Origin of the sequence: Massilia sp. GER05 (genome assembly GCF_052056005.1) — a bacterium.
Classification (GTDB): Bacteria; Pseudomonadota; Gammaproteobacteria; order Burkholderiales; family Burkholderiaceae_D; genus Telluria; species Telluria orientalis.
The window spans coordinates 3,433,734-3,458,373 of the sequence record NZ_CP178858.1 but is presented as its reverse complement, the minus strand read 5'-3'; the positions used below and the strand labels follow the sequence as shown (position 1 = coordinate 3,458,373).

The 24,640-nt window shown below is 68.4% G+C and carries 20 protein-coding genes and 1 tRNA gene; 4 read left to right on the top strand and 17 right to left on the bottom strand.

All coding sequences use genetic code 11. The annotated features are described in order from the left end of the window. Window positions 1-33: 33 nt before the first annotated feature. The 9 genes from ACL58G_RS15600 to ACL58G_RS15560 form a co-directional block, all read right to left on the bottom strand. Window positions 34-873 carry a carbohydrate kinase family protein gene (locus ACL58G_RS15600; RefSeq protein WP_440967738.1) on the bottom strand — a complete coding sequence of 280 codons (840 nt, stop codon included), beginning with the start codon at window positions 871-873 and terminating at the stop codon, window positions 34-36. A 121-nt stretch (window positions 874-994) separates the two neighbouring features. Further along, entirely contained in the window at window positions 995-2,083 is a 1,089-nt protein-coding gene (locus ACL58G_RS15595) for an ABC transporter ATP-binding protein (protein ID WP_440967736.1), read from the bottom strand. Continuing rightward, window positions 2,065-4,413, bottom strand: coding sequence for a GH32 C-terminal domain-containing protein (locus ACL58G_RS15590; RefSeq protein WP_440967734.1), 2,349 nt, complete (start codon window positions 4,411-4,413; stop codon window positions 2,065-2,067). Before ACL58G_RS15590 ends, ACL58G_RS15595 begins: the two co-directional genes overlap by 19 nt. A 32-nt stretch (window positions 4,414-4,445) precedes the next feature. After that, entirely contained in the window at window positions 4,446-5,423 is a 978-nt protein-coding gene (locus ACL58G_RS15585; RefSeq protein ID WP_440967732.1) for a family 43 glycosylhydrolase, read from the bottom strand. 15 nt (window positions 5,424-5,438) lie between these two features. Next, on the bottom strand, window positions 5,439-6,311 hold the full coding sequence (locus ACL58G_RS15580; protein WP_440967730.1) for a carbohydrate ABC transporter permease: 873 nt from the start codon (window positions 6,309-6,311) through the stop codon (window positions 5,439-5,441). Further along, window positions 6,308-7,378: a carbohydrate ABC transporter permease gene (locus tag ACL58G_RS15575; protein WP_413384926.1), complete on the bottom strand. Its 1,071-nt coding sequence runs from the start codon at window positions 7,376-7,378 to the stop codon at window positions 6,308-6,310. The genes ACL58G_RS15580 and ACL58G_RS15575 overlap by 4 nt, the downstream gene beginning before the upstream one ends. Continuing rightward, entirely contained in the window at window positions 7,375-8,646 is a 1,272-nt protein-coding gene (locus tag ACL58G_RS15570; RefSeq protein ID WP_440967728.1) for an extracellular solute-binding protein, read from the bottom strand. Before ACL58G_RS15570 ends, ACL58G_RS15575 begins: the two co-directional genes overlap by 4 nt. Next, window positions 8,643-9,668, bottom strand: a complete 1,026-nt coding sequence (locus ACL58G_RS15565) for a LacI family DNA-binding transcriptional regulator (protein WP_413384921.1) — start codon at window positions 9,666-9,668, stop codon at window positions 8,643-8,645. Before ACL58G_RS15565 ends, ACL58G_RS15570 begins: the two co-directional genes overlap by 4 nt. Before the next feature lie 162 nt (window positions 9,669-9,830). Continuing rightward, window positions 9,831-9,901, bottom strand: a tRNA-Cys gene (locus tag ACL58G_RS15560). 132 nt (window positions 9,902-10,033) lie between these two features. Between ACL58G_RS15560 and ACL58G_RS15555 the strand changes: the two genes are divergently transcribed. Continuing rightward, window positions 10,034-11,815, top strand: coding sequence for a PHA/PHB synthase family protein (locus tag ACL58G_RS15555; RefSeq protein ID WP_440967725.1), 1,782 nt, complete (start codon window positions 10,034-10,036; stop codon window positions 11,813-11,815). A gap of 32 nt (window positions 11,816-11,847) precedes the next feature. Here the strand turns inward: ACL58G_RS15555 and ACL58G_RS15550 are convergent, their stop codons facing one another. Next, on the bottom strand, window positions 11,848-12,987 hold the full coding sequence (locus ACL58G_RS15550; RefSeq protein WP_440967724.1) for a hypothetical protein: 1,140 nt from the start codon (window positions 12,985-12,987) through the stop codon (window positions 11,848-11,850). A gap of 152 nt (window positions 12,988-13,139) precedes the next feature. After that, a complete protein-coding gene (locus ACL58G_RS15545; protein ID WP_413384915.1) occupies window positions 13,140-13,775 on the bottom strand; it encodes an NUDIX hydrolase in 636 nt (211 codons plus the stop codon). 188 nt (window positions 13,776-13,963) lie between these two features. Here ACL58G_RS15545 and ACL58G_RS15540 point away from each other — a divergent pair, with 188 nt between their 5' ends. Both ACL58G_RS15540 and ACL58G_RS15535 read left to right on the top strand, forming a co-directional pair. After that, window positions 13,964-15,196 carry a patatin-like phospholipase family protein gene (locus ACL58G_RS15540; RefSeq protein ID WP_413384913.1) on the top strand — a complete coding sequence of 411 codons (1,233 nt, stop codon included), beginning with the start codon at window positions 13,964-13,966 and terminating at the stop codon, window positions 15,194-15,196. Next, window positions 15,193-15,975 (top strand): 3-hydroxybutyrate dehydrogenase, encoded by a 783-nt coding sequence (locus ACL58G_RS15535; protein ID WP_413384911.1) that lies wholly within the window; start codon window positions 15,193-15,195, stop codon window positions 15,973-15,975. Before ACL58G_RS15540 ends, ACL58G_RS15535 begins: the two co-directional genes overlap by 4 nt. Before the next feature lie 34 nt (window positions 15,976-16,009). Here the strand turns inward: ACL58G_RS15535 and ACL58G_RS15530 are convergent, their stop codons facing one another. The 6 genes from ACL58G_RS15530 to garD form a co-directional block, all read right to left on the bottom strand. Further along, the gene (locus ACL58G_RS15530) at window positions 16,010-17,677 is read right to left on the bottom strand and encodes a beta-N-acetylhexosaminidase (protein ID WP_440967721.1); all 1,668 of its coding nucleotides are present in this window, start codon (window positions 17,675-17,677) and stop codon (window positions 16,010-16,012) included. Between the two features lie 29 nt (window positions 17,678-17,706). Then, the gene (locus ACL58G_RS15525) at window positions 17,707-18,408 is read right to left on the bottom strand and encodes an anti-sigma factor (RefSeq protein ID WP_440967719.1); all 702 of its coding nucleotides are present in this window, start codon (window positions 18,406-18,408) and stop codon (window positions 17,707-17,709) included. Continuing rightward, a complete protein-coding gene (locus ACL58G_RS15520) occupies window positions 18,405-18,983 on the bottom strand; it encodes a sigma-70 family RNA polymerase sigma factor (protein WP_440967717.1) in 579 nt (192 codons plus the stop codon). The genes ACL58G_RS15525 and ACL58G_RS15520 overlap by 4 nt, the downstream gene beginning before the upstream one ends. Window positions 18,984-19,286: 303 nt before the next feature. After that, on the bottom strand, window positions 19,287-20,654 hold the full coding sequence (locus ACL58G_RS15515; protein ID WP_440967715.1) for an MFS transporter: 1,368 nt from the start codon (window positions 20,652-20,654) through the stop codon (window positions 19,287-19,289). A 32-nt stretch (window positions 20,655-20,686) separates the two neighbouring features. Next, complete coding sequence (locus ACL58G_RS15510) at window positions 20,687-21,751, bottom strand: porin (protein WP_440967713.1); 1,065 nt, start codon at window positions 21,749-21,751, stop codon at window positions 20,687-20,689. Window positions 21,752-21,795: 44 nt separating this feature from the next. Continuing rightward, on the bottom strand, window positions 21,796-23,340 hold the full coding sequence (garD, locus tag ACL58G_RS15505; protein WP_440967711.1) for a galactarate dehydratase: 1,545 nt from the start codon (window positions 23,338-23,340) through the stop codon (window positions 21,796-21,798). Window positions 23,341-23,540: 200 nt separating this feature from the next. Between garD and ACL58G_RS15500 the strand changes: the two genes are divergently transcribed. Beyond that, window positions 23,541-24,587 (top strand): LacI family DNA-binding transcriptional regulator, encoded by a 1,047-nt coding sequence (locus tag ACL58G_RS15500; RefSeq protein WP_440967709.1) that lies wholly within the window; start codon window positions 23,541-23,543, stop codon window positions 24,585-24,587. Window positions 24,588-24,640 lie beyond the last annotated feature (53 nt).

The window sequence follows — 24,640 nt, the reverse complement described above, 5'->3', positions numbered from 1 at the left end:
TGTCCAACGTTGTCATTTCTTTTGAAAAAATTCTTAAAAAAATTCGAAACCTTCCACATCGGCCAGTTCGCTCGTGTACGGCAGGTCCGCGCCGCGGCGCGAGCAGGTGACGGCGGCGGCGCGCGCGGCGAAACGCAACGCCTCCACCAGTTCGTCCTGGACCAGGCCTTCCACCGCGCGCCGGGTGAGCTTGCCGGCGCGCTGCAGCCAGGCGAGCAGGCCGGCCTGGAACGTGTCGCCGGCGCCGACCGTGTCCACGACCGTGACGGGGACGGCCGGCACTTCCACCGCCAGCTGCGAGCGCGTGACCGCCACCACGCCCCGCTCGCCCCATGTCACGACGACGAGGGCCACGCCGGCTTCCAGCGACTGCGCGATGAACGTGTCGACGCGCATGCCCGGATACAGCGCGTGGATGTCTTCCTCGCTGACCTTGAGCACGTCGGCGCGGCGCTGCATCCAGCGCACGGATTCGCGCCACGTGTCGACATCGGGCTCGATGGTCAGCCGGACGTTCGGGTCGTAGACGATGAGGCTGCGGCCGCGCTGCCGGTCGACCAGCGCGCGCAAGGCGGACGCCACGGGCTCGACGACCATGCAGTACGAGCCCACGTGGATCGCGGCCGCGTCGGCGGGCACGCTCGCCAGGTCGGCCTGGGTCACCATGCGGTCGGCCGTGCCGCTGCCGTAGAACGTGTAGAGGGGCACGCCGCGCTCGTCGACGCTGACCATCACGAGCGCGGTGGGCGCGTCCGGACGCGGCGCGGCGGACAGGTCCACGCCCTCGGCCGCCAGCGCCGCGTGCAGCTTGCGGCCGAACAGGTCGCGCGACAGGCCGCCGAAGAACGACGCGGTGCCACCCAGCCGCGCCACGCCGGTCGCCAGGTTGAACGGCGAACCGCCCTGGCAGGCCGACAGGTCGATGGCGGCCGCCCGCTTTTCTCCCCCTCCCCGGCCGCGAACACATCGAACAACGCTTCACCACACACTACGATCATGCTTCCTCCTGCTGATTGACATTGTTTTCGATACGCCTGCCGTCCGGTCCGAATACGTGCAGCGCGCCGTCCGCGGGCGCGACGGCCCAGGCGCTGCCCGGCGGCGGCGGCGTCTCCTTGATGGACACCACGAGGGGCCGCGCCAGCCCCGCGACATCCAGGTGCACGTGCGATTCCGCGCCGAGCCGCTCGACGAGCGCGACGCCGCCGCGGATCGGCCCCGCGGCATCCGGCACGAGATGTTCGGGCCGCACGCCGACCGTCACCGGGGTGCCGCTTGCGGCCGGGCCGCGCCAGTCCAGCGCCACGCCGCCCAGCGCGAGCCGGCCCTGCGCGTCGACGGTGCCGTCGACGAGGTTCATCTTCGGCATGCCGATGAAGCCGGCGACGAACACGTTCGCGGGCCGCTCGTACAACGACATCGGCGCCCCGACCTGCTGCACGCCCGTCGGCCCCAGCACGACGATGCGGTCGGCCAGGGTCATTGCCTCGACCTGGTCGTGGGTCACGTAGACCATCGTCGCGCCCAGCTGCTTGTGCAGCCGCGCGATCTCGACGCGCATGTCGGCGCGCAGGGCGGCGTCCAGGTTCGACAGCGGTTCGTCGAACAGGAAGGCGCGCGGCTTGCGCACGATGGCGCGGCCGATCGCCACGCGCTGGCGCTGCCCGCCCGACAGCTGCGGCGGCTTGCGGTCCAGCAGGTGCTCGAGCTGCAGCATGCGCGCGACCGTGCGTACGGATGCCTCGACCTCCTTCTTCGGCACGCGTGCGAGGCGCAGGCCGAAGGCGATGTTCTCGAACACGGTCATGTGCGCGTACAGCGCATAGCCCTGGAACACCATCGCCAGGCCGCGCCGGGCCGGCGGCGTCTCGTTGACGCGCGCGCCGTCGATGCGGATCTCGCCGCCGCTCGCCTCTTCCAGGCCCGCGATCATGCGCAGGACGGTCGATTTGCCGCAGCCCGAAGGACCGACCAGCACGACGAACTCGCCGTCCGCGATCGAGAACGAGATGTCCTCGAGGACGCGGTTGGCGCGCTTGCCTGCGTAGGTCTTGCCCACGCCGGTCAACGTGATGGATGCCATGTCGAGGCCTCCGCATCCAGCCCGCCCATGCGCCATACTTTCAGCCAGACGACACGGTCGCCCGCCGCCGCGATCAACCCGAGCCCGGTCGCGTCAAGCCGCGACGGATACATGCGGCTCGTGATGCTCTTGCGTTCGTTGACATAAGCTTCGACCATCGACCGGTCCACGAACACGCGCAGGCGCACGTGCTCGCCGCGCAGGTCGAACGCGCCGCCCTGCACGCCGCGCGAGCGGGCGTCCGCATCCCGCGTCGTGTGCGTGCGGTCGATCTCGAAACGCTTGCGCGCGGTATCCACGACGAGGTCCGTGTGCTCCGCATCGTCGGGCGTCTTGCGGACGACGAGCCCGCGCCGCGCATGGCCGTCCGCCGCCGGTTCAAGTTCCATGTCCAGTTCCACTTCCAGCGCGTCGCCCTTGATCGTTGCCAGCCGGGCCGCCGCAGCGGCGGGCGTGACGTCGGCCAGGTCCAGCAACACCTCCTGGCGCAGGCTCCGGAGTTCGTCGATGGGCGCCAGGCGCAGGTCGTCGTCCGGGCCGATCGCGAGCGTCACGGGCAGGCCCGCGTTGTGGGCCCAGCCGCTCGCCCATTCGTCGCGCAGGGTGCGTTCGCCCTGGGCGATCGAAAACACGATGGTCCGTCCCGTCCTGGCATCGACGAAGCCGCTGGGACCGGAAAAATGGTGATCGCCCAGGTCGAACACGCGCGGGGCCTCGCGGTCCGGCACGAAACGCGCGGCGGAGGGGTCGAACACGCCGATCCAGTAGTACGCCTGCGCCCCCACGTCCGTGAGGAACACGTGACGGGGGCGGCCGTCCGTCCCCATCCCGATCGGCAGCAGCACGGGCAGCTCGAACGTCTTGTCGAAGCCGGGATAGCGCTGCGCATCGAGCGTGAACAGCGGCCCCCGATACCGCCAGTGGACGAGGTCGGACGATTCGTGGACGAGCGCCGTGCCGCTACCGCCCGCGATGCGCGAGCCCACGAGCTGGAACCAGCGGTCGCCGGCGTCGTCGCGGAACACGAACGGGTCGCGGAAATCGCCCGTGTGCCCGGGGCCCGGCTGCTGCTCGGTCACCGGCACCGGATGCTTCGTCCACCGCACCAGGTCCGCATCCGCAGGCCGCGCGAGACCGGTGCGCTCGTGGATGGGCGCCTTGTCGTTTCCCGCCGTGAAGAACAGCACCGGCGTGCCTTCGCGCGCATGCGTGGCGCTGCCGGACCAGATGCCGTCCGGCGCGAGCGTGTCGTCTTCCGGTGCCAGCGCGATGGGCAGCTCGCGCCAGTGGACCATGTCCGGGCTGACCCAGTGCCCCCAATGGATCTGGTGCCAGAACGGGCCGAACGGGTTCTTCTGGAAGAACAGGTGGTAGCGGCCGTCCTGGTAGAACGGCGCATGCGGTTCGTTCATCCAGCCGGAATCCGGCATCGCGTGGTACTGCGGGCGATGGTGGTCGCCGGCGAACGTGACGGGTGCGATGGTGACGTCGGCCTGCGCCAGCACGGGCGCCCTGCCGCCGCGGGACGCCAGGTCGGCGTGCACCTTGCGGGCGATATCCTCCCCCGTCGCGGCGCCCGCCGTGATGCGGACCTCGTCCATCAGGCCGAGGAAGGTATTCAGCTGGAACACGCCCTCCACGGTGCGCGGCTGCGAATAGCGGCCGATCGTCAGCGCCCGCGCGGGCAACGCGAAGTTGCCTTCCGCCGGCGCCGTGCCGGCCGCCACCTGTTCGCCGTCGAGGAACAGCCGGACCACGCGGCCGCGCGGATCGTAGCTGGCCGCCACGTGCGACCACGCGTCCTTCGGCAGCTTGCGGTCGCTCACGCGCAGGTCGAATTCCGCGCTGCCGAATCCCAGCTTGATGCCCCAGGTACCGAAGCGATACATCCCGAACGCGAAGCCGGTCTTGCTGCCCTCGTCGAACTGGCTGAGGAACGCCGAGTACTGACCGCCGTCGCCCCATTCGAACGCATGCGGCGCCACCCACGCACTGATCGTCCAGCCGGCGCCCAGCTGCGCCGCCGCGAGGCCGGGTGCCGTGATGTCCGTGGAGTAGCCGTCGAACAGCAGGCAGCCGCCCTTGACGCACGCCGTGGCCGGGCGCCACAGCGGGTCGGAATCCGGCTTGAAGCGGGCATGGTTGAAGACGTAGTCGACGGGGTCGTGGCGGCCCGAGACGGCTTCCGTCGTCCTGCTGCCGCGCTGCTCGTCGAGCGGCCAGGCGGCGATGTCGGCAGCCGCTCCGGCACGGGCCGGCGCGATCAGCGCCAGCAGCATTGCAGCCACGCCGCGCCGCCACGGCCGGCTTGTCTGGTCAAAGGGAATCACGGTGTCTCCTCAAGGATGGTTGTCCATCGTTGTCATTCCGGCGCCAAAATGTCGTCCAGCCGGTAGCGGCCATGCTCGAAGCGCAGCGGGATCGGGTCGCTGATCTGGCCGACGAACCGGCCGTCCGGCCCCGCATCGAGAAAGGCCATCAGGCAGTCCTCGCCCGTCACCGGGTCGCGCAGGATCTTGCCCGCATAGCGCCGGCACGGTACGTCGCCATCCAGGAAGCCTTCGGCCGGTTGCCACGGGCCGAGCGGATTCCCGGCCACGAGGTAATGCGTGCCCGAGACGCCGCCGCCCTGCCGCGCGCGCTGCGCCTCGGCCCAGTGGTCGCGCACGTTGCAGAAGGTGCAGAACCACTGCCCGTCGCGCGCGAACACCTGCGGCACTTCCAGCTGGCCGTAGTGGCCGCCCTCGTACACGGGCGCCGTCGCTTCCCAGTGCACGAGGTCGGGCGAGACGGCATGGCCGATGACGCCGCGCTCGAACGTGGGGCCGTCGTTGCGGCGCGCCGTGAAGAACATGTGGTACATGCCGTCGATCCGGTCCGGCAGCACCCACGGGTCGCGCAGCGCGCGGTCGTGCCAGCGGCCCTCCGCATGTTCTTCGTAAAAGCGTTCGTCGAGATCCAGCGCGAGGCCGTCGCCGACGCGGGTCCACGGGCCGTCGATGCTGCTCGAGGTCGCGTGGCCGATGCGCTGGCGCAGCCCGTTCTCGGCGCGGCACGTCCCCGTGTAGAACAGGTGGTAGCGGCCTTCCGCATGGATCACGGAACCGGTCCACGTCGTGAAGTCGTCCCATGCGGGTCCGGCGGACGGCCCGAACACGGTGCCGCGGTAGTCCCAGTGCCGCAGGTCACGCGACACGGCGTGGCCGATGGAGACGTTCCAGTGGCGCAGGTCCGGATCGCCGATCGCGCGGTCGGCCTGCAGCATGAACAGGTGCTGGGCGTCGCCTTCCGCGTAGTGCCAGAAATCCCAGATGTATTTGTCGTCGAGTTTGAGTGTCATGATGATTGAATCGATTCAGCCCTTGATGCCGGAACCCGCCACCGAGGCGACGAACTGGCGCTGGAACGCGAGGAATACGGCGAGCACGGGCAGCGTGACCACGGACGCGTAGGCCATGATCTGGCCCCAGGAATTGGAACGCCCGAAGAATTGCTGGATGCCCGGCTGCACGGGGCGCGCCGCTTCGCCCTGCACGACCATGATCGGCCACAGGTACTGGTTCCACGCCGCGATGAAGAGCACGATCGCGGCCGTCGCGATCACCGGGCGGCTGTTGGGCAGGATGATGCGGAAGAACAGGGTCCACGGTCCGGCGCCGTCCATCCTGGCCGCTTCGTCCAGCTCGCGCGGGATGTCGCGGAAAAACTGGTAGAACAGGAAGACGCAGAAGGCGTTGGCGAGGAACGGGATGATCTGCACGTGCAGGCTGTTGAACCAGCCGATGTGCCACGTCAGCGCGCCCTGTTCGATGCCGGGCCAGGGCAGGCGCGCGACCAGCGACAGCAGGGGAATGGCGATGACTTCGAACGGGACGATCATCAGCGCGACCACCACGGCCAGCACCGCGCGGCGGCCGCGCCAGCGCATGCGGCTCAGCGAAAACGCGAGCATGCTGTTGACCAGGACGCCGCCGACGACGACGCACGCGGCGATGGTCGTGGAATTCAGCAGGAACAACGGGAGGTTGCTGCGCTCGAAGATCGCCGCGTAGTTGGCCAGCGACCATCCCGCATCGGGGACGAACGCGGACCAGCTGGCGAGGTTGGCGAAGATGGCGTCGTCGCGCTTGAACGACGACGCGAACATGAACAGCAGCGGGGCCGCGAACACGACGCCGAGCACGCCCATGACGGCGACCAGGAAGGCGATGCGGAGGAACGGCTTCATGCGTTCTCCCCCCGCGCGACGAGGACGCGCTGCAGCACGGCGACGAGCAGCACGATGCCGAAGAAGACCATGGCGATGGTCGAGCCGTACCCGATGTCCTGCTGGCGGAACCCGGTACGCACGGCGTGGTACACGACGGTCGTCGTCGAATCGAGCGGTCCGCCCTGCGTCATCACGTCGACCTGGGTGAACAGGCCGAACGCCAGCAGCAGGGTCGACACGACGACGAAGACGATGGTGTTGCGCAGCCCCGGCAAGGTGACGTGCACGAAGCGCTGCCACGCATTCGCGCCCATCAGGGTCGCGGCCTCGTACAGCTCCGGCGCGATCGACTGCAGGCCGGCGAGGAACACGAGCATCTGGAATCCTGCGCCCTGCCAGGCCGACATGATGGCGATGGCGGGCAGCGCATAGCGGGGCTCGCCCAGCCAGTCCGGCCCGACGTTCGGATCGCCCGTCACGGCGCGCAGCAGTTCGTTGATCATGCCGCGGTCGGTGTTCAGCATGAACGACCAGACGATGGACGCGACCACCATCGACGTCACGACGGGCGCGAAATACACGGTGCGGAAGAAGACGCGCCCGGCGATGCGCTGGTTCACCAGCAGCGCCAGCCCCAGCGCCGCGCCGCATTGCAGCGGCAGCACCAGCAGCGCGAACAGGAAGGTGTTGATGAGGGAGCGGTAGAACAGCGGGTCCGTCGCGGCCAGCACGAACCGGCGCTCGCCCAGCTGGACCTGCCACGCCGGCCGGTATTGCGCCAGCTGCGGCTGCGCGCGGCGCGTCTGGCGCCACGTGGGGAAGCGGATGCCCTCCTCGTCGCGCAACGCCGCGCCGGCCGCGTCGCGCAGCGGCCCGACCTCGACCACCTGCAGGGCCAGCAGGCGCCGGTAGTTCTCCAGGCCGACGTAGCGGGTCGGCGCCGGCGACACCAGCCGGTGATCGGTGAACGTGGCGCCGGCCGCGATCAGCAGCGGCAACAGCATGAAGAAGCCGAGCAGCAGCAGCGCCGGACCGGCGAAGCCGGCGATCGCCAGCGGATGGTCGCGGCCGGGCAGTGTCTTCATTGGCGCGCCACCGCGTCGTGCCGGATGAACCCGTAGCCGCCGTTGCGGGCGATGTCGTGTTCGATCGTCTCGACCGCCTCGTCCATCGCCTCGGCCGCATCCTTCCCGGCACGGACGTCCGCCATGGCCTTCTCGAACGCGGCCGAGATCGCGGGGTAACCCGGCGTCGCGGGCCGCGGCCGCGCATAGCGAGCGGCGAAGTCGAAATAGATGCGCCAGGCGCCGCCCGGGCGGTAGTGCGCCGTGAGCGCCGCGGCATCCGCCGTGACGGGGACCAGCCCGGTCATGCGCGAGAACTCGGCCATCTCCCGTGCGGACAGCACGTGCTCGAGAAACGCCGCGGCACCCGCCGGATAAGGACAGCTGCTCGACACCGCCCACTGCCAGGACGCCGCGCCGATCCGGGGGCCATGGCCGAAATCGGGCGGCGGCATCACGACGAGATCGTCGCCGAAGCGTTCGCTGTAGTCGCGCGCCTTCCACGACCCGGTGTACTGGAGCAGCGAGCGCCCCTGTTCGAAGCTCTTGTCGTCGGCGGGATTGCGTTCGGCGAGACGGTCCCTGAACAGGCGGCCGTAGTAGCGGGCGACACCCACGGCGGCGTCGCCGTTGAGCACACCCTCGACGCGCAGGTAGTTGCCGCGGTCGATCAAGTCCGCCCCGGCGCTCTCGAGCCAGGGCGAGAAGGCATAACTGAACCACTCGCCTGTCGCCTTGCCGTTCAGGTCGAGCGGATAGCGATAATGGCCGGCGCGTTTGGCCTTCAGCAGGATGTCGTGGAGTTCGCGCGCCGAGTAGGGCTGATCGATGGTCGCCACGCGGATGCCCTCGGCGGCGAGCCGCGACCGGCGCGCGAACAGCGCCAGCACGACGTCGAACTGGCCCACGCTGTAGAGCCGTCCCTGGTACGTGCCGCGCCCGCCCGGCAGCAACGGTTGCAGCGCCGACGCCGGCAGCAGCCGGTCGAGCGGACGGATGGTGCCGGCCCACGCGAAGTTGGGCACGGCCGGCTGGTCGATCGCCATGACGCACGGCAGGTGCCCGACGAGGGACGCCGCCGTGATCGATTCCGTGTACGTGCCTTGCGGGATCGTCTCGACGACGACTTTCCACTTGTCCTGGGCGCGGTTGAACCGGTCGACCATGTTCCGGCTCGCGACCATTTCGGCGTCGCCGGTATCGTGGCGCCACACGGTAATGTCGATGGGCGCCGCCAGGGCGGGCGGCGCCACCATGGCGAGTACCGGAAGCAGCGCCCGTTTCATCATTGTCCCGCCTTGCCACCCGACGGCGCCGCCACGGTACCGCGCAGCACGGCGCGGCATGGCACGCGGACGATGCCCGGCTCCAGGTCCTTGGCGAGCGCCCGCCGCGCGGCGAGCGCACCGATCTCGCGATATGGCAGGGTGACGGTCGTCAGGCCGGGATCGGACGCCTCCGACAGAAGCCGGAAGTCGTCGAAGCCGACGACGGACACGTCTTCCGGCACCCGCAGGCCGCGCCGCTGCAGCAGGAAGATCACGCGGATCGCCATCTTGTCGTTCCCGCACAGGATGGCCGTCGGACGTTCGGCGCCCGCGAACAGGCCGTCGATCGTCGTCCGCAACTGCGCGAACTCGTCCTCGACACCGGGCGTGGCGCCGTGCAGCAGCCAGGCGGCGTTCGGCCTTACGCCGTGGTCCTGCATGGCGCGGCGAAAACCCTGCAGGCGCAGGCGCGTCGCCACCATGCCCTCGATCAGCTGCAGGAACGCGATCTTGCGGTGGCCGGCGCGCAGCACGGTCTCGGCCGCCGCATAGCCGCCGCCCTCGTCGTCCGGGATGACCTCCGCGAACCGGGATGCCGCTTCAAAGCAGTTCGCGAGCACGGCCGGCGTCTGGCCCAGCGTGTCGGTGACCGTCACGGGACGGTGGAACGTGGTGGCGAAGATGATCGCCTCCACACGGCGGGTGCGCATGTCGGCCACCAGGCGGCTGGCGACGTGCGCCTGTCCGCCCGTCTCGCCGATGATGAGCATCTTGCCCAGGTCTTCGCAGACGGACTGGATGCCCTTGATGATCTCGGACGAATCGGGCGTCGTGGTGAGCTGGTCCGCGATGACGGCCACGAGATCGGTCGGGCGCCCGCGCAGCATGCGCGCGGCGGCGGACGGCGCGAAGTCGAGCGCCTGCATGGCGTGCTCGATCCGCTGGCGGGTCTTTTCCGACACGCTGCTCGCATCGTTCAGCACGCGCGACACGGTCTTGATCGATACGCCGGCTTTTTCGGCGACATCGTGAATGGTCGACACCTCGTCTCCTCCGCCCTTTCGGGTCTTCGAACTGGTCAGCGCTGGTGTCGCGGTTGTCTCTCACCGCAGATTGTCCAACGTTGTCATTTGACCGAATGCTATCGGCTTTTCGGGCCGGGGTCAACAACTTCAAGTGGGGGAGCGGTGTGGAAGAAGAGTGAAAGGCGAGGACGTGAGTCGAACACGTCTGAACGGCTTTGCAAGCCGTCGCATAACCGCTTTGCTACCTCGCCGTAAACAATGATAGACGGCTCTCCATGACGGGCATCTGTGCCATATCAAGCGAACGCACCGCCATGGTGCGGCACTTACTCGCCGGATTCTGGTCAAACGTGCTTCCAGCCCTGCTTCGGAGGCATCGCATCATGAATATCCTGTCCGACATCCCGCCAAGCGAACAGCGGCGCGAGGCCAGCACGTGGCAGGGCGGCGCGCGACCGCGCTATCCCGAGGCCAGCGTCGAACACGCGCACGTCGACCTCGCGCTGAACGCCGCGCTGGGGCGCCTGACCGGCTACGTGTCGCCGGCGGCGCTGGCCGGCGCGTGGCACGACTGGGCCACCCACCTGCTGCTCTCGCCCGCCAAGCAGCTGGAGCTGGGCGTGCAGGCCGCGAGCAACATGCAGCGCTGGCTGCAGTACAGTGCCAGCGCCATGTTCGGCACGCCGGCCGAGCCCGTGCAGCCGCTGGCCCAGGACAAGCGCTTCAGCGATCCGCTCTGGCATGCGTGGCCGTGGAACCAGCTGAGCCAGGGCTTCCTGCTCACGCAGCAATGGTGGCACCGGGCCACGGCCGGCGTGCGGGGCGTGTCGTCGCACCACGGCGACGTGGTCACGTTCGTCGCGCGCCAGCTGCTCGACGGTATCGCGCCGTCGAACTTCATCGCCACCAATCCGGTCGCGCAGCAGGTCACGTTCGCCAGCGGCGGGCAGAACCTCGTGCACGGCATGGCCCGCGCGGGCACGGACATGCGCCGCGCGCTGGCCGGCACGTCGGCGCCCGTCAGCCTCCGGCCCGGGCGCGACGTCGCCATTACGCCCGGCAAGGTCGTGATGGAAAACCACCTCGTCGAACTGCTGCGCTACGATCCCGTCACGCCGCAGGTGCATGCCGTGCCGCTGCTGATCGTGCCCGCGTGGATCATGAAGTACTACATCCTCGACCTCTCCCCGCACAACTCGCTCGTGCGCTACCTCGTCGAGCATGGCCACACCGTGTACATGATCTCGTGGAAGAATCCGCAGGCCGACGACCGCGACCTGTCGCTGGACGATTACCGGCGGCACGGCATCATGGAGTCGCTGGACACGGTCGTGCGCGAGAGCGGCGCCCCGCAGATCAATGCGTGCGGCTATTGCCTTGGCGGCACCCTGCTCGCGATCGCGGCGGCGGCGATGGCGCGCGACGGCGACGAGCGCCTTGCCAGCATGACGCTGCTGGCGGCGCAGGTCGACTTCACGGAGCCGGGCGAGCTGTCGCTGTTCATCGACGAGAGCCAGGTCAGTTTCCTGGAAGCCGTGATGTGGCAGCAGGGCTACCTGGATACGCGCCAGATGGCGGGCGCCTTCCAGCTGCTGCGCTCGAACGACCTGATCTGGTCGCGCCGCCTGCGCCACTACCTGCTCGACATCCCCGACAAGGACAATGACCTCGCCTCGTGGAATGCGGACGCCACGCGCATGCCCTACCGCATGCATTCGCAATACCTGCGCAACCTGTTCCTGCAGAACAGCCTGGCCAGCTCGCGCTACCTCGTGAACGGGCGGCCGGTGGCGCTGACCGACATCCACATCCCCATCCTCGCGGTCGGCACGATGACGGACCACGTGGCGCCGTGGCGCTCCGTCTATAAAATCATTCCGCTGAGCGATACGTCGGTGACGTTCCTGCTGACGTCGGGCGGCCACAATGCGGGCGTCGTGTCGCCGCCGGGTACGCCGAACCGCAGTTACCAGATGAGCACGCACGAGCACGACGCGCCGTACGTCGATCCCGATACCTGGCAGGCCGAGACGCGCGTGCGGGAAGGCAGCTGGTGGCCGGCGTGGGAACATTGGCTGGCCCGCCTGGCCGGTCCATGGGTGGCGCCGCCTCCACAAGGACGCAGCGTGCGTGATGCGCCCGGCCACTACGTCCTGGAGCCGTAAGCCGTAGGCCGTAAGCCGTCAGCCGTGCGCCGTCAGCCCGGCAGCACGATGCCCGTGGTGCCGGGGCAGACAGGACGCGAGAATTCGCGCGAGACGTCGATGCAGCCGCCATCGGCATACACGCCGCGCGTGTCACGCAGGCGCGACATGCACGCGACGACGGATGCCAGCGCGGCCGGGTTGGCGGCCGTCTCCGCCACGTGCGCGGCGACGATCGCCTCGTTCATCCGCAAGTCGCCGGCGGCGTCGACATACGTGCCGTGGCGCCAGTGGTAGATCTCCAGGCATTTCGCGACCAGGCTGTACGGGCGGTCGCGCTGCCAGAAATTGCTGAACAGGCCGTTGCCGAGATAGATCACCCACGACCCTTCGTAGCCGGAGGCGTCCGACGAAAGCGCGTCCGGATTGCGGAACCACACGCGATCGCCCGGCACGTACCAGCGCGGCGGCAGCGGCGCGTCGAACGAACCGTATTCGACGAGAAAGACGTCGTGGAAGGCGCCCGACTGGATCGCGGACGTCTCCCACTGCCGCTGCAAGGCTGCGAGCAGCGGCGGGTTGGTCCGTTCGAGTTCGCGCGCGATCCCGAGCAGCATCACGTATTCGGTCGCGCGGTAGCAGGAGAACGCGTACATGCGCCCGTCGCCCGAACCGGGCTGCGTCGCGAGCGTGAGGGCCTCGATCAGCGGCTGTCCGGGCAAGACCGTGAAGCCGCGGTCTTCGTCGTACGTCCAGTGGCTGGCCGGGCGGTCCGCTTCGGCCGTGCCGAACGCGAGCTGGGTGGCGCGCGCGGCCACGACGATGTTGCGCCGGATCGCGACCGCCGCCAGGAATTCTGCGGCACTCGCAAAGCGCAGCAGGCGCGGCGCGGCCAGCAGCGCCAGCACGATCTCGCGTTCCAGGTGGACCATGTTCGCGGCGGTGTCGAGGCCGAGATCGCGGCACAGGTTCAGCGTGTCGCCATCGTCCACGAGCGCATGCGCGGCGTCCGCCGACAGCGCGAAACCGCGGCCGTGTTCAAACGGCGCGAGATAGGGCCGCAAGCCGAGCTCGTCGAGCTTGTCGAGGACCTGGCGGTGCTGTGCGGGATCGTCCCCGAGGATGGCCAGGCCGCCGGGTTGCGGTGGAGCGAGGTCCTGCGGGGCGAGCTCTTGGTAAGCGGCGAGTTTCACGGGGCGACAGCCTTAAAAGGGACGACGGACAGGGCAAGAAATGCTTCCGATATGCAATGAAAACGGTACGCCGCGAACCTGAAGCGAAAATTAAAAACAGGGTCGTCGAACATTACAGATTGGAAAGGCTGCCGTGTCTCGCGTGGCTGGCGTCAGGCTTGATGCGCCTCAAATGCGTTCAGGGCGTCGAGTACCGCGTGATCGGTATCCCGGTGTAACAGGCCACGCGCCTGCGCGGGCGTCACGAGGTGGACGGCTTGCGATTCCCACCCCATGTGCGCGGGATGGCCACCGATCCGGCGCGCGATGTAAAAGCGTGTAAAGGTCTGGGTGCGAGGGAAGTCGCCTAGCCAGGCCACGGGTTCCACGAGCAGCCCCGATTCTTCCCATACCTCGCGGATGGCCGTGGCCTGGAGCGGCAGGCCCGGTTCGACGCGCCCTTTCGGAAAGGTCACCGCATAGCCGCCGAAGCCGTTCGACGGCGCCACGAGCCAGATGCGGCCGTCGGCTTCGCGCACAACGGCGCCGGCCGCCGCGTGCTTCCCCGGCGGGAGGACGAACGGCGGTTCGACAAGCGTGGCGCCACCGGCGCAAGCGGCATCGACCATGGCGCGCGTGCACGCCGCGAGCGGCACACCATCCAGCATGCCGGCGCAGACGCTGCCCGGCACGAACGTCACCGCGGCCCGCGGGTCGGCCAGCGCAGCCAGGTTCGCTTCGCACGACGGCGCGCGCAGCCGCACCTTGCGGCCGTGTTCGTCCAGTTGCGGATGCCAGGTGTCGTCCATGCCGGCGACTATACCAGCGCCGCGTAAACATGGTGTGCATCATCCAATCGTACGACAGCCTCATCCGCAAATTTGTGAGAATATCGGCCAAGCGACACGTTGACCAAACGCAAGGTCGCTTGCGATTCGTATTGACACAGCGAGGAATGGATGAACCCAACCCCAGCGCTCCGCGACGGAGCCGGCACGTGAACACACGGGATCAAAGCGTACTGCACGAAGGCACGCGGGCGCCCGCCGAAGTACCGAAAGCCTGCGCCACCGAATTCGACAGCATCGCACTCGTGCTGCAGGGCGGTGGCGCGCTCGGTGCGTACCAGGCCGGCGTGTACGAAAAGCTGCTGGAAGCGGGCGTCGAGCCCACGTGGGTGTCCGGCATTTCGATCGGCGCCATCAACAGCGCGATCATCGCGGGCAATCCGCGCGAGCGGCGGGTCGAACGCCTGCGCGAATTCTGGGAACTGGTCAGCACGGCCAGCGACGGCATCGTGGGCGACCGGTGGACCGGCGTGCCGCTCGTCGACACGCTGCACGCGTGGGTCAACCAGATCGCGGCCGGAAGAGTGCTCATGCAGGGCGTGCCCGGCTTCTTCGAACCGCGCGTGCCGCCGCCGTACCTGTCGTGGCCCGGCCTGGGTGCGACGAGTTTCTACGACACGGCGCCCCTTCGGGCGACGCTGGAGCGCCTCGTCGACTTCGACCGCATCAACGCGCGCGAGATGCGGCTGTCGATCGGCGCCGTCAACGTCAGGACCGGCAACTTCGCCTACTTCGACAATGCGAAGGACCGCATCCGGCCGGAACACGTCATGGCCAGCGGCGCGCTGCCGCCCGGCTTCGACGCGGTGGAGATCGACGGCGAGCGGTACTGGGACGGCGGCATGGTGTCGAACACGCCGCTCGACTGGGTACTGTCGGCGCGTTCGCGCCTGCACACGCTCGTGTTCCAGGTCGACCTGTGGAGCGCGCGCGGCGAAGTGCCGAAAGACCTTGCCGCCGTCGCGACGCGCATGAAGGAGATCCAGTATTCGAGCCGCACGCGCACCGCGACCGACGCATTCCGCCGCACGGAGAAGCTGCGCACGGCCTTCAACGAACTGCTGGCGATGATGCCGCCCGAACTGGCCGCGACGCCGCAGGCGCAAATGCTGGCGGAAGCGTCCGATCCCGCGCTGTACAACATCGTCGAACTGGTCTACCGCTCGCCGACCTACGAAGGCCAGTACAAGGATTTCGAATTCTCGCGCCGCACGATGAAGGAACACTGGCAGGCCGGCTACGCGGATGCGACGAAGACGCTCGCGCATGAAGAGATCTTCCGGCTGCCGCGCTTCGAGTGCAACCCGGCCACCTACGATTTCCTGACGCCGCCCGCGCATCCCCTTCCCCTCCCCACCTCCGCAGAAAAGGAACCGACATGAACATGCAGGACAAAGTCGCCGTCGTCACGGGCGCCGCCAGCGGCATCGGCAAAGAGATCGCGAAGACCTATTTCGACCATGGCGCGAAGGTCGCCATCGCGGACCTCAACCTGGAGGCCGCGCAGGCCGTCGCGCGTGAATTCGATCCCACCGGCGAACGCGCGCTGGCCGTCGCGATGGACGTGACGAACGAGGAACAGGTCGACGCGGGCATCGCGCAAGTGGCCGATCAATTCGGCGGCATCGACGTGCTCGTGTCGAACGCGGGCATCCAGATCGTCGCGCCGGTCGACGAATTCAAGTTCTCCGACTGGAAGAAGATGCTCGCGATTCACCTCGATGGCGCCTTCCTCACGACGCGCGCATGCCTGAAGCGGATGTATGCGCAGGGCCGCGGCGGCACCGTGATCTACATGGGGTCCGTGCACTCGAAGGAAGCCTCCGTGCTGAAGGCGCCGTACGTCGCCGCGAAGCATGGCCTCGTCGGCCTGGCCAAGGTCGTCGCCAAGGAAGGCGCGAAGCACGGCGTGCGGGCGAACGTGATCTGCCCTGGCTTCGTGCGCACGCCGCTCGTCGACAAGCAGATCCCGGAGCAGGCGAAGGAACTGGGGATCAGCGAAGAGGACGTCGTCAGGAAGGTGATGCTGAAGGAGACGGTCGACGGCGAATTCACGACCGTGGAAGACGTCGCGCACACGGCGCTGTTCCTCGCGACGTTCCCGTCGAACGCGCTGACGGGCCAGTCGATCGTCGTCAGCCACGGCTGGTTCATGCAGTAGGTCTTGCAGCCCGCGGGGCATCCGCGGGCGATCGTTACTTCGGACCTTCCAGGGGACGATAGTTCACGTCCTGCACCTGCAGGCGGTCCAGCGCCGCCGGCATGCGCGCCTCGAACCCGGCGTACTCCTTCAGCGCCTTCGGCGTCCACAGGCCCTCGGCCAGCGCCGCCAGGCGCGGCCAGGCCATGTATTCGACGTCGCGCGGGGTCGCCATGTATTCCGTCCACAACTGCGCCTGGCTGCCCAGCACATGGCGCGCCTGCGACGCCGGCAGCGCGGCCGGCAGCGGGTCGTACGCGTACACGCGCGCGAGCGTCGTCACGTCGCGCACGCCCATCGGTTCGCGGAAGCCGGGGCTCTTCGGGTCGGCCTGGTAAAAATCGAAATAGGTCTCGCGCTCCGGTGTCATGACGACGTCGTGTCCGGCGCCGGCGGCCTTGATGCCGCCCGCCTCGCCGCGCCAGCTCATCACGGCGGCGCCCGGCGCGAGGCCGCCTTCCAGGATCTCGTCCCAGCCGATCAGGCGGCGGCCGTGCCGCGTCAGGTAGGCATCCATGCGGCCGATGAACCAGCTCTGCAGGCCGTGCAGCGCGGGATGTTCGGCGGGCTTGCCCTGCGCGTCGCGGTAGTTCTGGATGTCCTGCAGCGTGGCTGTGGCGGGCACGAGGCCCAGCTGCTTCATGCGCGCCAGCGCGGCCGGCGACTGCGCCCATTCCGTCTTCGGGCACTCGTCGCCGCCCACGTGGATGGTCTGGCCCGGGAACAGGTCCATCACCTCGTCCAGCACATTCTGCAGGAAGGCGATCGTGCCGTCTTCCACGTTGAACACGTGCGGGATCACGCCCCAGTCGGTGCCGACCTGGAGTGTCCGATCCGGCCGGTTGCCCAGCTCGGGATACGCCGCGACGGCGGCCTGCGCATGCCCCGGCATCTCGATCTCCGGCACGATCGTCACGTGGCGCGCGGCCGCCCAGGCGACCACTTCGCGGATGTCGTCCTGCGTATAAAAGCCGCCGTGCGGCTTGCCGTCGTAGCGCGGCGGATCGTACGCGAGCATGCTGTCGCGGCGCCACGCGCCCACCTGCGTCAGGCGCGGATAGCGCTTGATCTCGATGCGCCAGCCCTGGTCGTCCGTCAGATGCCAGTGGAAGACGTTCATCTTGTGCTGGGCCAGCAGCTCGATGTGCTTCAGCACGAATTCCTTCGGCATGAAGTGGCGCGAGGCGTCCAGGTGGCTGCCGCGCCACGAGAACCGGGGCGCGTCCTCGATCGCCACGGCCGGCAGCGTCCACGTGCGTTTCACGCGCGCCTGGCGGTAGATGTCGGCCGGGAGCATCTGGCGCAGGGTCTGGATGCCGTAGAACAGGCCTGCCGGCTGCGCCGCCGAGATGGTCACGCCGCGCGTGTCGCTCACGAGGCGGTAGCCCTCCTTGCCCAGGTCCGCCTTCGGGTCGAGGCGCAGGCGGATCGCGTTGGCGCCGTCGTGCGCGGTCACCGGCAGGTCGAAGCCGGTGGCCGGGCGGAGGTAGTCGCGCAGGGTCGACGCCTCGGGCCGCGCGGCGCCGCTGGCGACGATGCGGGTGGCCGGCGTGAGGACGTACTCGCCCGTCCCGCGCTCCAGCCGGGCCGGACGCGGCACGATGTCCTGTGCGTGGACCACGCCGGTCAGGCAACACAAGGACAGGACGGCGAACATGCGCATGACGACACCTCGATGATGAAAGAGTGGATTTACAGCCTTGCCCAGCTGCCCTTGTACAGCACGGGTCCCGTCGGTCCGGTTGGATCGGGCGAGCCGACCTTCGGCTCCAGGCTGATCGCGAGCAGCGCCACGTCCGGCGCGGTCGCGCGCGCGTCCAGCGCCAGGTCCGTGCTGCGGTTGCCGGGCAGGATGCCGAGCGAGCGGGGTTTGCCCGTACGCGTGATCGCCCACAGTTGCAGGGTGCGGTCGGCGGGCACGTGGACGTCTTCCGCCACGCGCACCTGCAGGCGGCGGTGGCGCGTGTCGGCCGTGACGACCATGGCGGTCTGCGACTGGGCGTCGGACAGGGCGGCGATCTGCTGCGTCTGCCGCGCGGCCGCCGGCGGCGCGGCGAGGCGCACGGCCAGCACGAGCGCGGCCGCGCCCGCGGCCAGCGCCAGCACGCCCCACGGCCGCGCGGCGGACGTGCGCCAGAACTGCCACCACTGCGTCTGCACCGCAGGTCCGAGGCGGCGCTCGATGCCTTCCCACACGCGCGCCGGCGGCGTCACCGGCTGCTGCAGTTCGGCCAGCGCCGCGAGCCGGCCCTGCCAGTCGGCGACGGCGGCGCCCAATTGACGGTCGTCGCGCAGCCACGTCTCGAAGCGGCGCCGCGCCCCGCCGCGCAAGGTGCCGAGCGCGTATTCGGCCGCGAGCCGGTCGCGCAGCGGCGCGTTGTCGCGGATATTCATGCGGCCTCCCGTCTGGACAGGCAATCGCGCAGCCGGTCGAGGCCGCGCCGGATCCACGTCTTGACCGTGCCGAGCGGCAGGGCGAGACGCGCCGCCACCTCCGAATGCGACAGGTCGTGCAGGTACGCCATGCCGATCGCCTGGCGCTGGCGGTCCGCGAGCGCGTCCATGCAGCGCGCCAGCGCCTGCGCGTCGCGCGAGAGCTGTGCCTGTCCGTGCGGACCCGCCGTCATGTCGGCCAGGCCGTCGGCATCCTCGAGCTCGGCCCGGACGTCGCCGCCGTCCGCCAGCGCGCGGCGGCGAACATCCAGCGCCTTGTTGCGCACGATCGTCACCAGCCACGTGAGCGGCGACGCCAGGTGCATCTGATAGCCGGCGGCCGCGTACCAGATCGCGACGAACGCATCCTGCACGGCCTCCTCGGCCAGTTCTTCCTTGTGCACCACGCGCAGCGCGAAGCCGAACAGCTGCGCCGACGTGGCGTCGTACAGCCTGCGGAACGCGGCGCGGTCCTGCAGGGCCACGGCCGCGAGCAGGTGGTATAGCTGGTCGTCCTGGTCGGTCTCCTGGCTCACGTCGCCCCTGTCATTGATTTAATGAAAACATTGTAACCGTACAATGACAGGACTGGAAACGATTACATTCGTGCGGACAGGTATTGCTCGCGCACGGACAATCCGGTCTGCGGCAAGTGCGCGGCCGTCAAGGTGGCCTGCGTCATGACGGCCGCCAGGTCGACCATGAACCGGGCGAACTTCCTTCGGATCGGCCAGCGGGCCGGCGGCCGCGTCGTCGACGACGCGGCCGCCGCACGCGGACAGAACAGCCTCCCCCGCTCCCTCCTGTACGCAGCGACCCGCCGATCGGATTCAAACTATCTACGAAGCCGTTGTCAGCGACTTCACCAGCTTCACGCGCTTGATCTCGCCCACGATGAACACATAGCTGAAGATCGCGACGGCGGCGTTGGCGCCGACATACACGAGCGCCCCCGCGAACGAGCCGGTGCCCTGCAGGATGTAGCCGATGACGATGGGCGTCGTGATGCCGGCGATGTTGCCGAAGGTGTTGAACAGCGCGCCGGACAGGCCGCCCGCTTCCTTCGGCGACGTGTCCGCGACGACGGCCCAGCCCAGCGCGCCGACGCCCTTGCCGAAGAAGGCCAGCGCCATCACGGCGACGACGACGGCGTCGGTGTCGATGTAGTTACAGGCGATCATGCTCATCGACAGCAGCATGCCGCACACGATCGGCACCTTGCGCGACATCGACAGCGAGAAGCCGGCCTTCGCGAGGCGGTCCGAGATCGCGCCGCCCACGACGCCGCCGAGGAAGCCGGCGATGGCGGGCAGCGATGCGACGAAGCCCGCCTTCAGGATCGTCATGTGGCGCTCCTGCACGAGGTACACGGGGAACCACGTGAGGAAGAAGTACGTCAGCGTGTTGATGCAGTACTGGCCGATGTACACGCCCAGCAGCATGCGATTGGACAGCAGCTCCCTGACGCAGGCGAGCGTGTCGACCGCGGGCGCCTGCGATGCGCGTTTGCCGCCATCCAGGTCGACGAGCGCGCCGCCCTCCTCGATGTATTTCAGTTCGCCGGCGCTGACGGACGGGTGGTCCTTCGGGCCGTGGATGACCTTCAGCCAGACGAAGGCCAGCGCGATCCCGAGGCCGCCCATCACGATGAACACGCTCTCCCAGCCGAACGCGTGGACGAGCCAGCCCATGATCGGCGCGAACAGCACGGTCGCGAAATACTGCGCGGAGTTGAACAGCGCGGACGCGAGCCCTCGCTCGTGCGTGGGGAACCACGCCGACGTGATGCGGCTGTTGCCGGGGAACGAAGGCGCCTCGGCCGCGCCGACGAGGAAACGCAGCACGAACAGCGTGCCGACGGCGGCGGCGCCGGTGAGGAAGCCGACGCCGCCCGTCAGCAGCGTGAACAGCGACCAGAGAAAAATGCTGAAGAAATAGGTGATCTTCGAGCCGAAGCGGTCGAGCAGCCAGCCGCCGGGCAGCTGCGCCGCCACGTACGACCACGCGAACGCGGAAAAAACGAAGCCCATCTCGACGGGCGACAGGCCCAGGGCCTTGCGGATTTCCGGACCCGCGATCGAGATCGAGGCGCGGTCGGCGTAGTTGACCGTCGTGACGATGAACAGGATGGCGAGTATGCCCCAGCGCGTGCGCGACGCGAGTTTGGTGGTTGCGGCCGGTATGGCGGCGGTCGTTGTGTGCTCCATGGTCCCTCCAGAGATTGGTGTGGCCGCCGGACTCAGAACGTTTGGCGGATGCCCAGGTTGAAGCCGGTGTTGCCCGTACCCGGCTCCGTGTTGTTGGCGACCGTGTAGCCGGCGCCGTTCTTGTTATGGATATGTGCGTACGCGGCGTACAGGCCCGTGCGCCTGGACAGCGCGTACAGGTAACCGATGCCCCACTCGCGGGCGTCCTGGTCGAAGTGCGTGCGGTCGTCCTTGTGCTGCGTGGAGAACATCAGCGTGCCCGGCCCGACGGGCGCGGAGAACCCGAGCAGGATCTCGCGGCCGTCCGTCGACGGCGTCGGCTTCACCCCGCCGTACGGGTTGTTCGCGTTGCCCAGGGTGGCGCTGTTATAACCCTTGTCGACTTCGAATGCGCCATACAGCTTGATCCATTTGAAGTCGTAGTTGGCACCGAGGAGCACGTTGCGGCCCAGGTCGTGGTTCACGCCCGCCGCCGCCACGTCCGTGTTCTTGCTGTTGTAGGCGAGGCGCACGCGCAGGGCGCCACGGGCCAGGTCGAGCGCACCGCCGAACTGGCGACCGGCCGACAATTCGGTCTGTTCGCCGGCGCTGTACGCGAGTTCCGCGTGCACGCCGTTCACCTTGGGCGACGTGTACGTGATCGTGTTGCTGGTGCGGACATTGGTGCCGTTGTCGGGGAAGAGGTTCTTCGCCGTGCCCGCGTAGCCCGTGCCGAACGGATCGGCGACGGACGTCAGCGTGAGGTGGTAAGGCGTGTACTGGCGGCCGAAGGCGATCGCGCCCGCCTTCGTTTTCATGCCCACGAACGCCTGGCGGTTGAAGATCGTGTTCGCGGCATCGAGCTCGCCCGTATCGATCTTCGCGCCCGTCTCCAGCGTGAAGAACGCGGACATGCCGTTGCCCAGGTCCTCCGTGCCGCGGAAGCCGATGCGCGATGCGGACGCGGCGCCGCTCGTGATCTTCGTCCGGTGACCGGCGGCGCCGCCGTTCTCGCCGACGAACGCGGCGTCGGCGATGCCGTAGATGGTCACATTCGTCTGGGCGTGCGCGCCCGCGCCCGCGGCCAGGCCGAGGGCGATGCATACTGCTTTCTTCACATTGTCTCCTTGCTGTTCTCTGTCTTGTGTGGTCGTCCGTGCGGTCAGGTCACGGGCGCCGGATTGAAGAGCGTGAGCGCGTTATGGAGCTTCCAGTGCTCGGCCCACGTCTTCTTGCGGCCGCTCGCCACGTCGAGCAGGAAGTGGAACAACTCCCAGCCGACGTCCGCGATCGTGGCGTCTCCGGTCGCGATGCGGCCGGCGTTGATGTCCATGAGGTCGTGCCAGCGGCGTGCGAGATCGTCGCGCGTGGCGACTTTCACGACCGGCACGGCGGCCAGGCCGTAAGGCGTGCCGCGGCCCGTCGTGAACACGTGCATGTTCATGCCGGCGGCCAGCTGCAGGGTGCCGCAGATGAAATCGCTGGCCGGCGTGGCCGCGTAAATGAGGCCTTTCTGCTGGAGCTTGTCGCCCGGCGCCAGCACGCCCGCGATCGGCGCCGTGCCGGACTTGATGATGGACCCCATCGCCTTTTCCGTGATGTTGGCGAGGCCGCCCTTCTTGTTGCCCGGCGTCGTGTTCGCGCTGCGGTCCACGCCGCCCCGCTTCAGGTACTCGTCGTACCACGCCATCTCGCGGATCATCGCCTGCGCGACGTCGTCGTCGGCGGCGCGCGCCGTCAGCTGGTCGATGCCGTCGCGGACTTCCGTCGTTTCGGAAAACATGACGGCGGCGCCGGCCCGCACGAGCAGGTCGCTCGCGAAGCCGACGGCCGGATTCGCGGTCACGCCGGAGAACGCGTCGCTGCCGCCGCACTGCACGCCGACGACGAGTTCCGACGCCGGCACCGTCTCGCGCCGGCGCTCGTTCAGTACCGCCAGATGCTTCTCGGCCGTGCGCATGATGGAGTCGATCATGTCGCCGAAGCCCACGTGCGCGGCATCCTGCAGGCACACGGTATCCAGCTCTTGTTTCGGCGTCTGGATCGGGATCGAACCCTGCGGGAACATGCGCGCCGGCTGCAGCTTCTCGCAGCCCAGGCTCACGAGCATCACGCGGCCGCCGAAGTTCGGGTTCTTCGCGATGTTGCGCAGCGTCCGGATCGGGATCTCGGCGCCGGGCGCGTCGATGGCGACGCCGCAGCCGTACGTGTGCTCGATGGCGACGACGTCGTCCACGTGCGGGTACCGGGGCAGCAGCTCCTTCCTGATGCGGTCGACCGCGAACGCGACGACACCCGACACGCACTGCACCGTCTCGCTGATGGCGAGGATGTTGCGCGTGCCGACCGAGCCGTCCGGATTGCGGAAGCCTTCGAACGTATAGCCTTCCAGCGGCGGCAACGGTACGCGGTCGCGGACGGGCTTCGGCAGGTCGTCCAGCCCGCGCGCGGCCGGCATGCCGACCAGCGATTCCTCGATCCACGTGCCGCGGGCGATCGGTTGCAGCGCATGGCCGATCGTCACGTCGTAGCGGACGATGGGTGCGCCCTGGGCGATGTCGACGAGCGCCACCTTGTGCCCTTCCGGCACGCGGGTGGCCAGGGTCAGCCCGTCCGGGAAGATAGTGCCTTCCGGCAGGCCGCCGGTATTGACGACGATGGCGACGTTGTCGTTCTCGTGCATGCGGATGGTGCGGGGGATAGTCATCAGCGTCTCCATGATTGCGCAATCATTTAACAGCAAAGCACAACAAGCACGCACTTTGCGCAAAAATGACACCGCAATCATTCTTGTCTTAAAAATAGGGCCGGTAGGTCGGCCGAGGTGTTTGGTATGATACCGCAATCATCTTCGAACGCAAGCGTTTTGTGATCGGATGTCGTACAAGTGATAAAGAACACAACAACATGATGGATCCCGCAGACGACCCCCTCCCCACCAACGAAGACCGCCCGAAAAGCATCACGCTGAAGGACGTCGCGCGGCTGGCGGGCCTCTCTCCCATCACGGTATCGCGCGCGCTGCACAACCCCAAGCTCGTCAAGCCGGACACGATCGCGCGCGTGAAAGAAGCGGCGGCCGCGATGGGCTATATCCCGAACATGCTGGCCGGCAGCCTGACGACGAAGCGCAGCCAGCTCATCGCCGCCATCGTGCCGCAGCTGTCGAATTCGATGTTCGCCGAAACGGTGCAGGGCCTCAACGACGAATTGTCGGCGCACGGCTACCAGTTGCTGCTGTCGGTGTCGAACTATTCACGCCAAAAGGAAGAAGACCTGCTGACGGCGATCCTGTCGCGCCAGCCCGACGGCATCGTCCTCACCGGCATCCATCATCACCCCGGCGTGCGCAAGAAACTGCTGGCGACCGGCGTGCCCGTCGTGGAAGCGTGGGACCTGACGCCCTCCCCCATCGACATCGCCATCGGCTTTTCGCAGGAACGGGTCGGCGAAAAGGTCGCGCAATACCTTTTAAGTAAAGGCTACAGGCGTTTCGCATCGATCTGCGCGCGCGACGAGCGCGCCAACCGGCGGCGCCTGGCGCTGGAGGCGGAACTGAAACAGCATGGCGTGGTGCCCATCGCCACGCACATGGCCACCCCGCCGACCGTGATGAATCTCGGCCGCGAAGGCCTGCGCGCGATCCTGGCCGAGGGCCACCAGCCCGACGTCGTCGTGTGCAGCTCCGACGTGCTGGCCCATGGCGCCCTCATCGAGGCGCACGCGCAAGGCATCGCCGTGCCCGGATCGCTCGGCATCATGGGCTTCGGCGACTTCGACTTCGCCGCGTACACGCATCCTCCCATCTCGTCCGTCCACGTCGACAAGCGCGCGATCGGCGTGCAGGCGGCGCGGGCGCTCATCGCCAAGATCGAAGGCGAGGCGCCGGCGGACAACGTGGTCGACGTGGGCTTCCAGCTCGTCGAACGGGCGACGACGCGCACCGCCGGCTGACCGGCGCCGAAACAACGATATCGCAAATTATTCTTGCGACGTCGCGGGCTTAG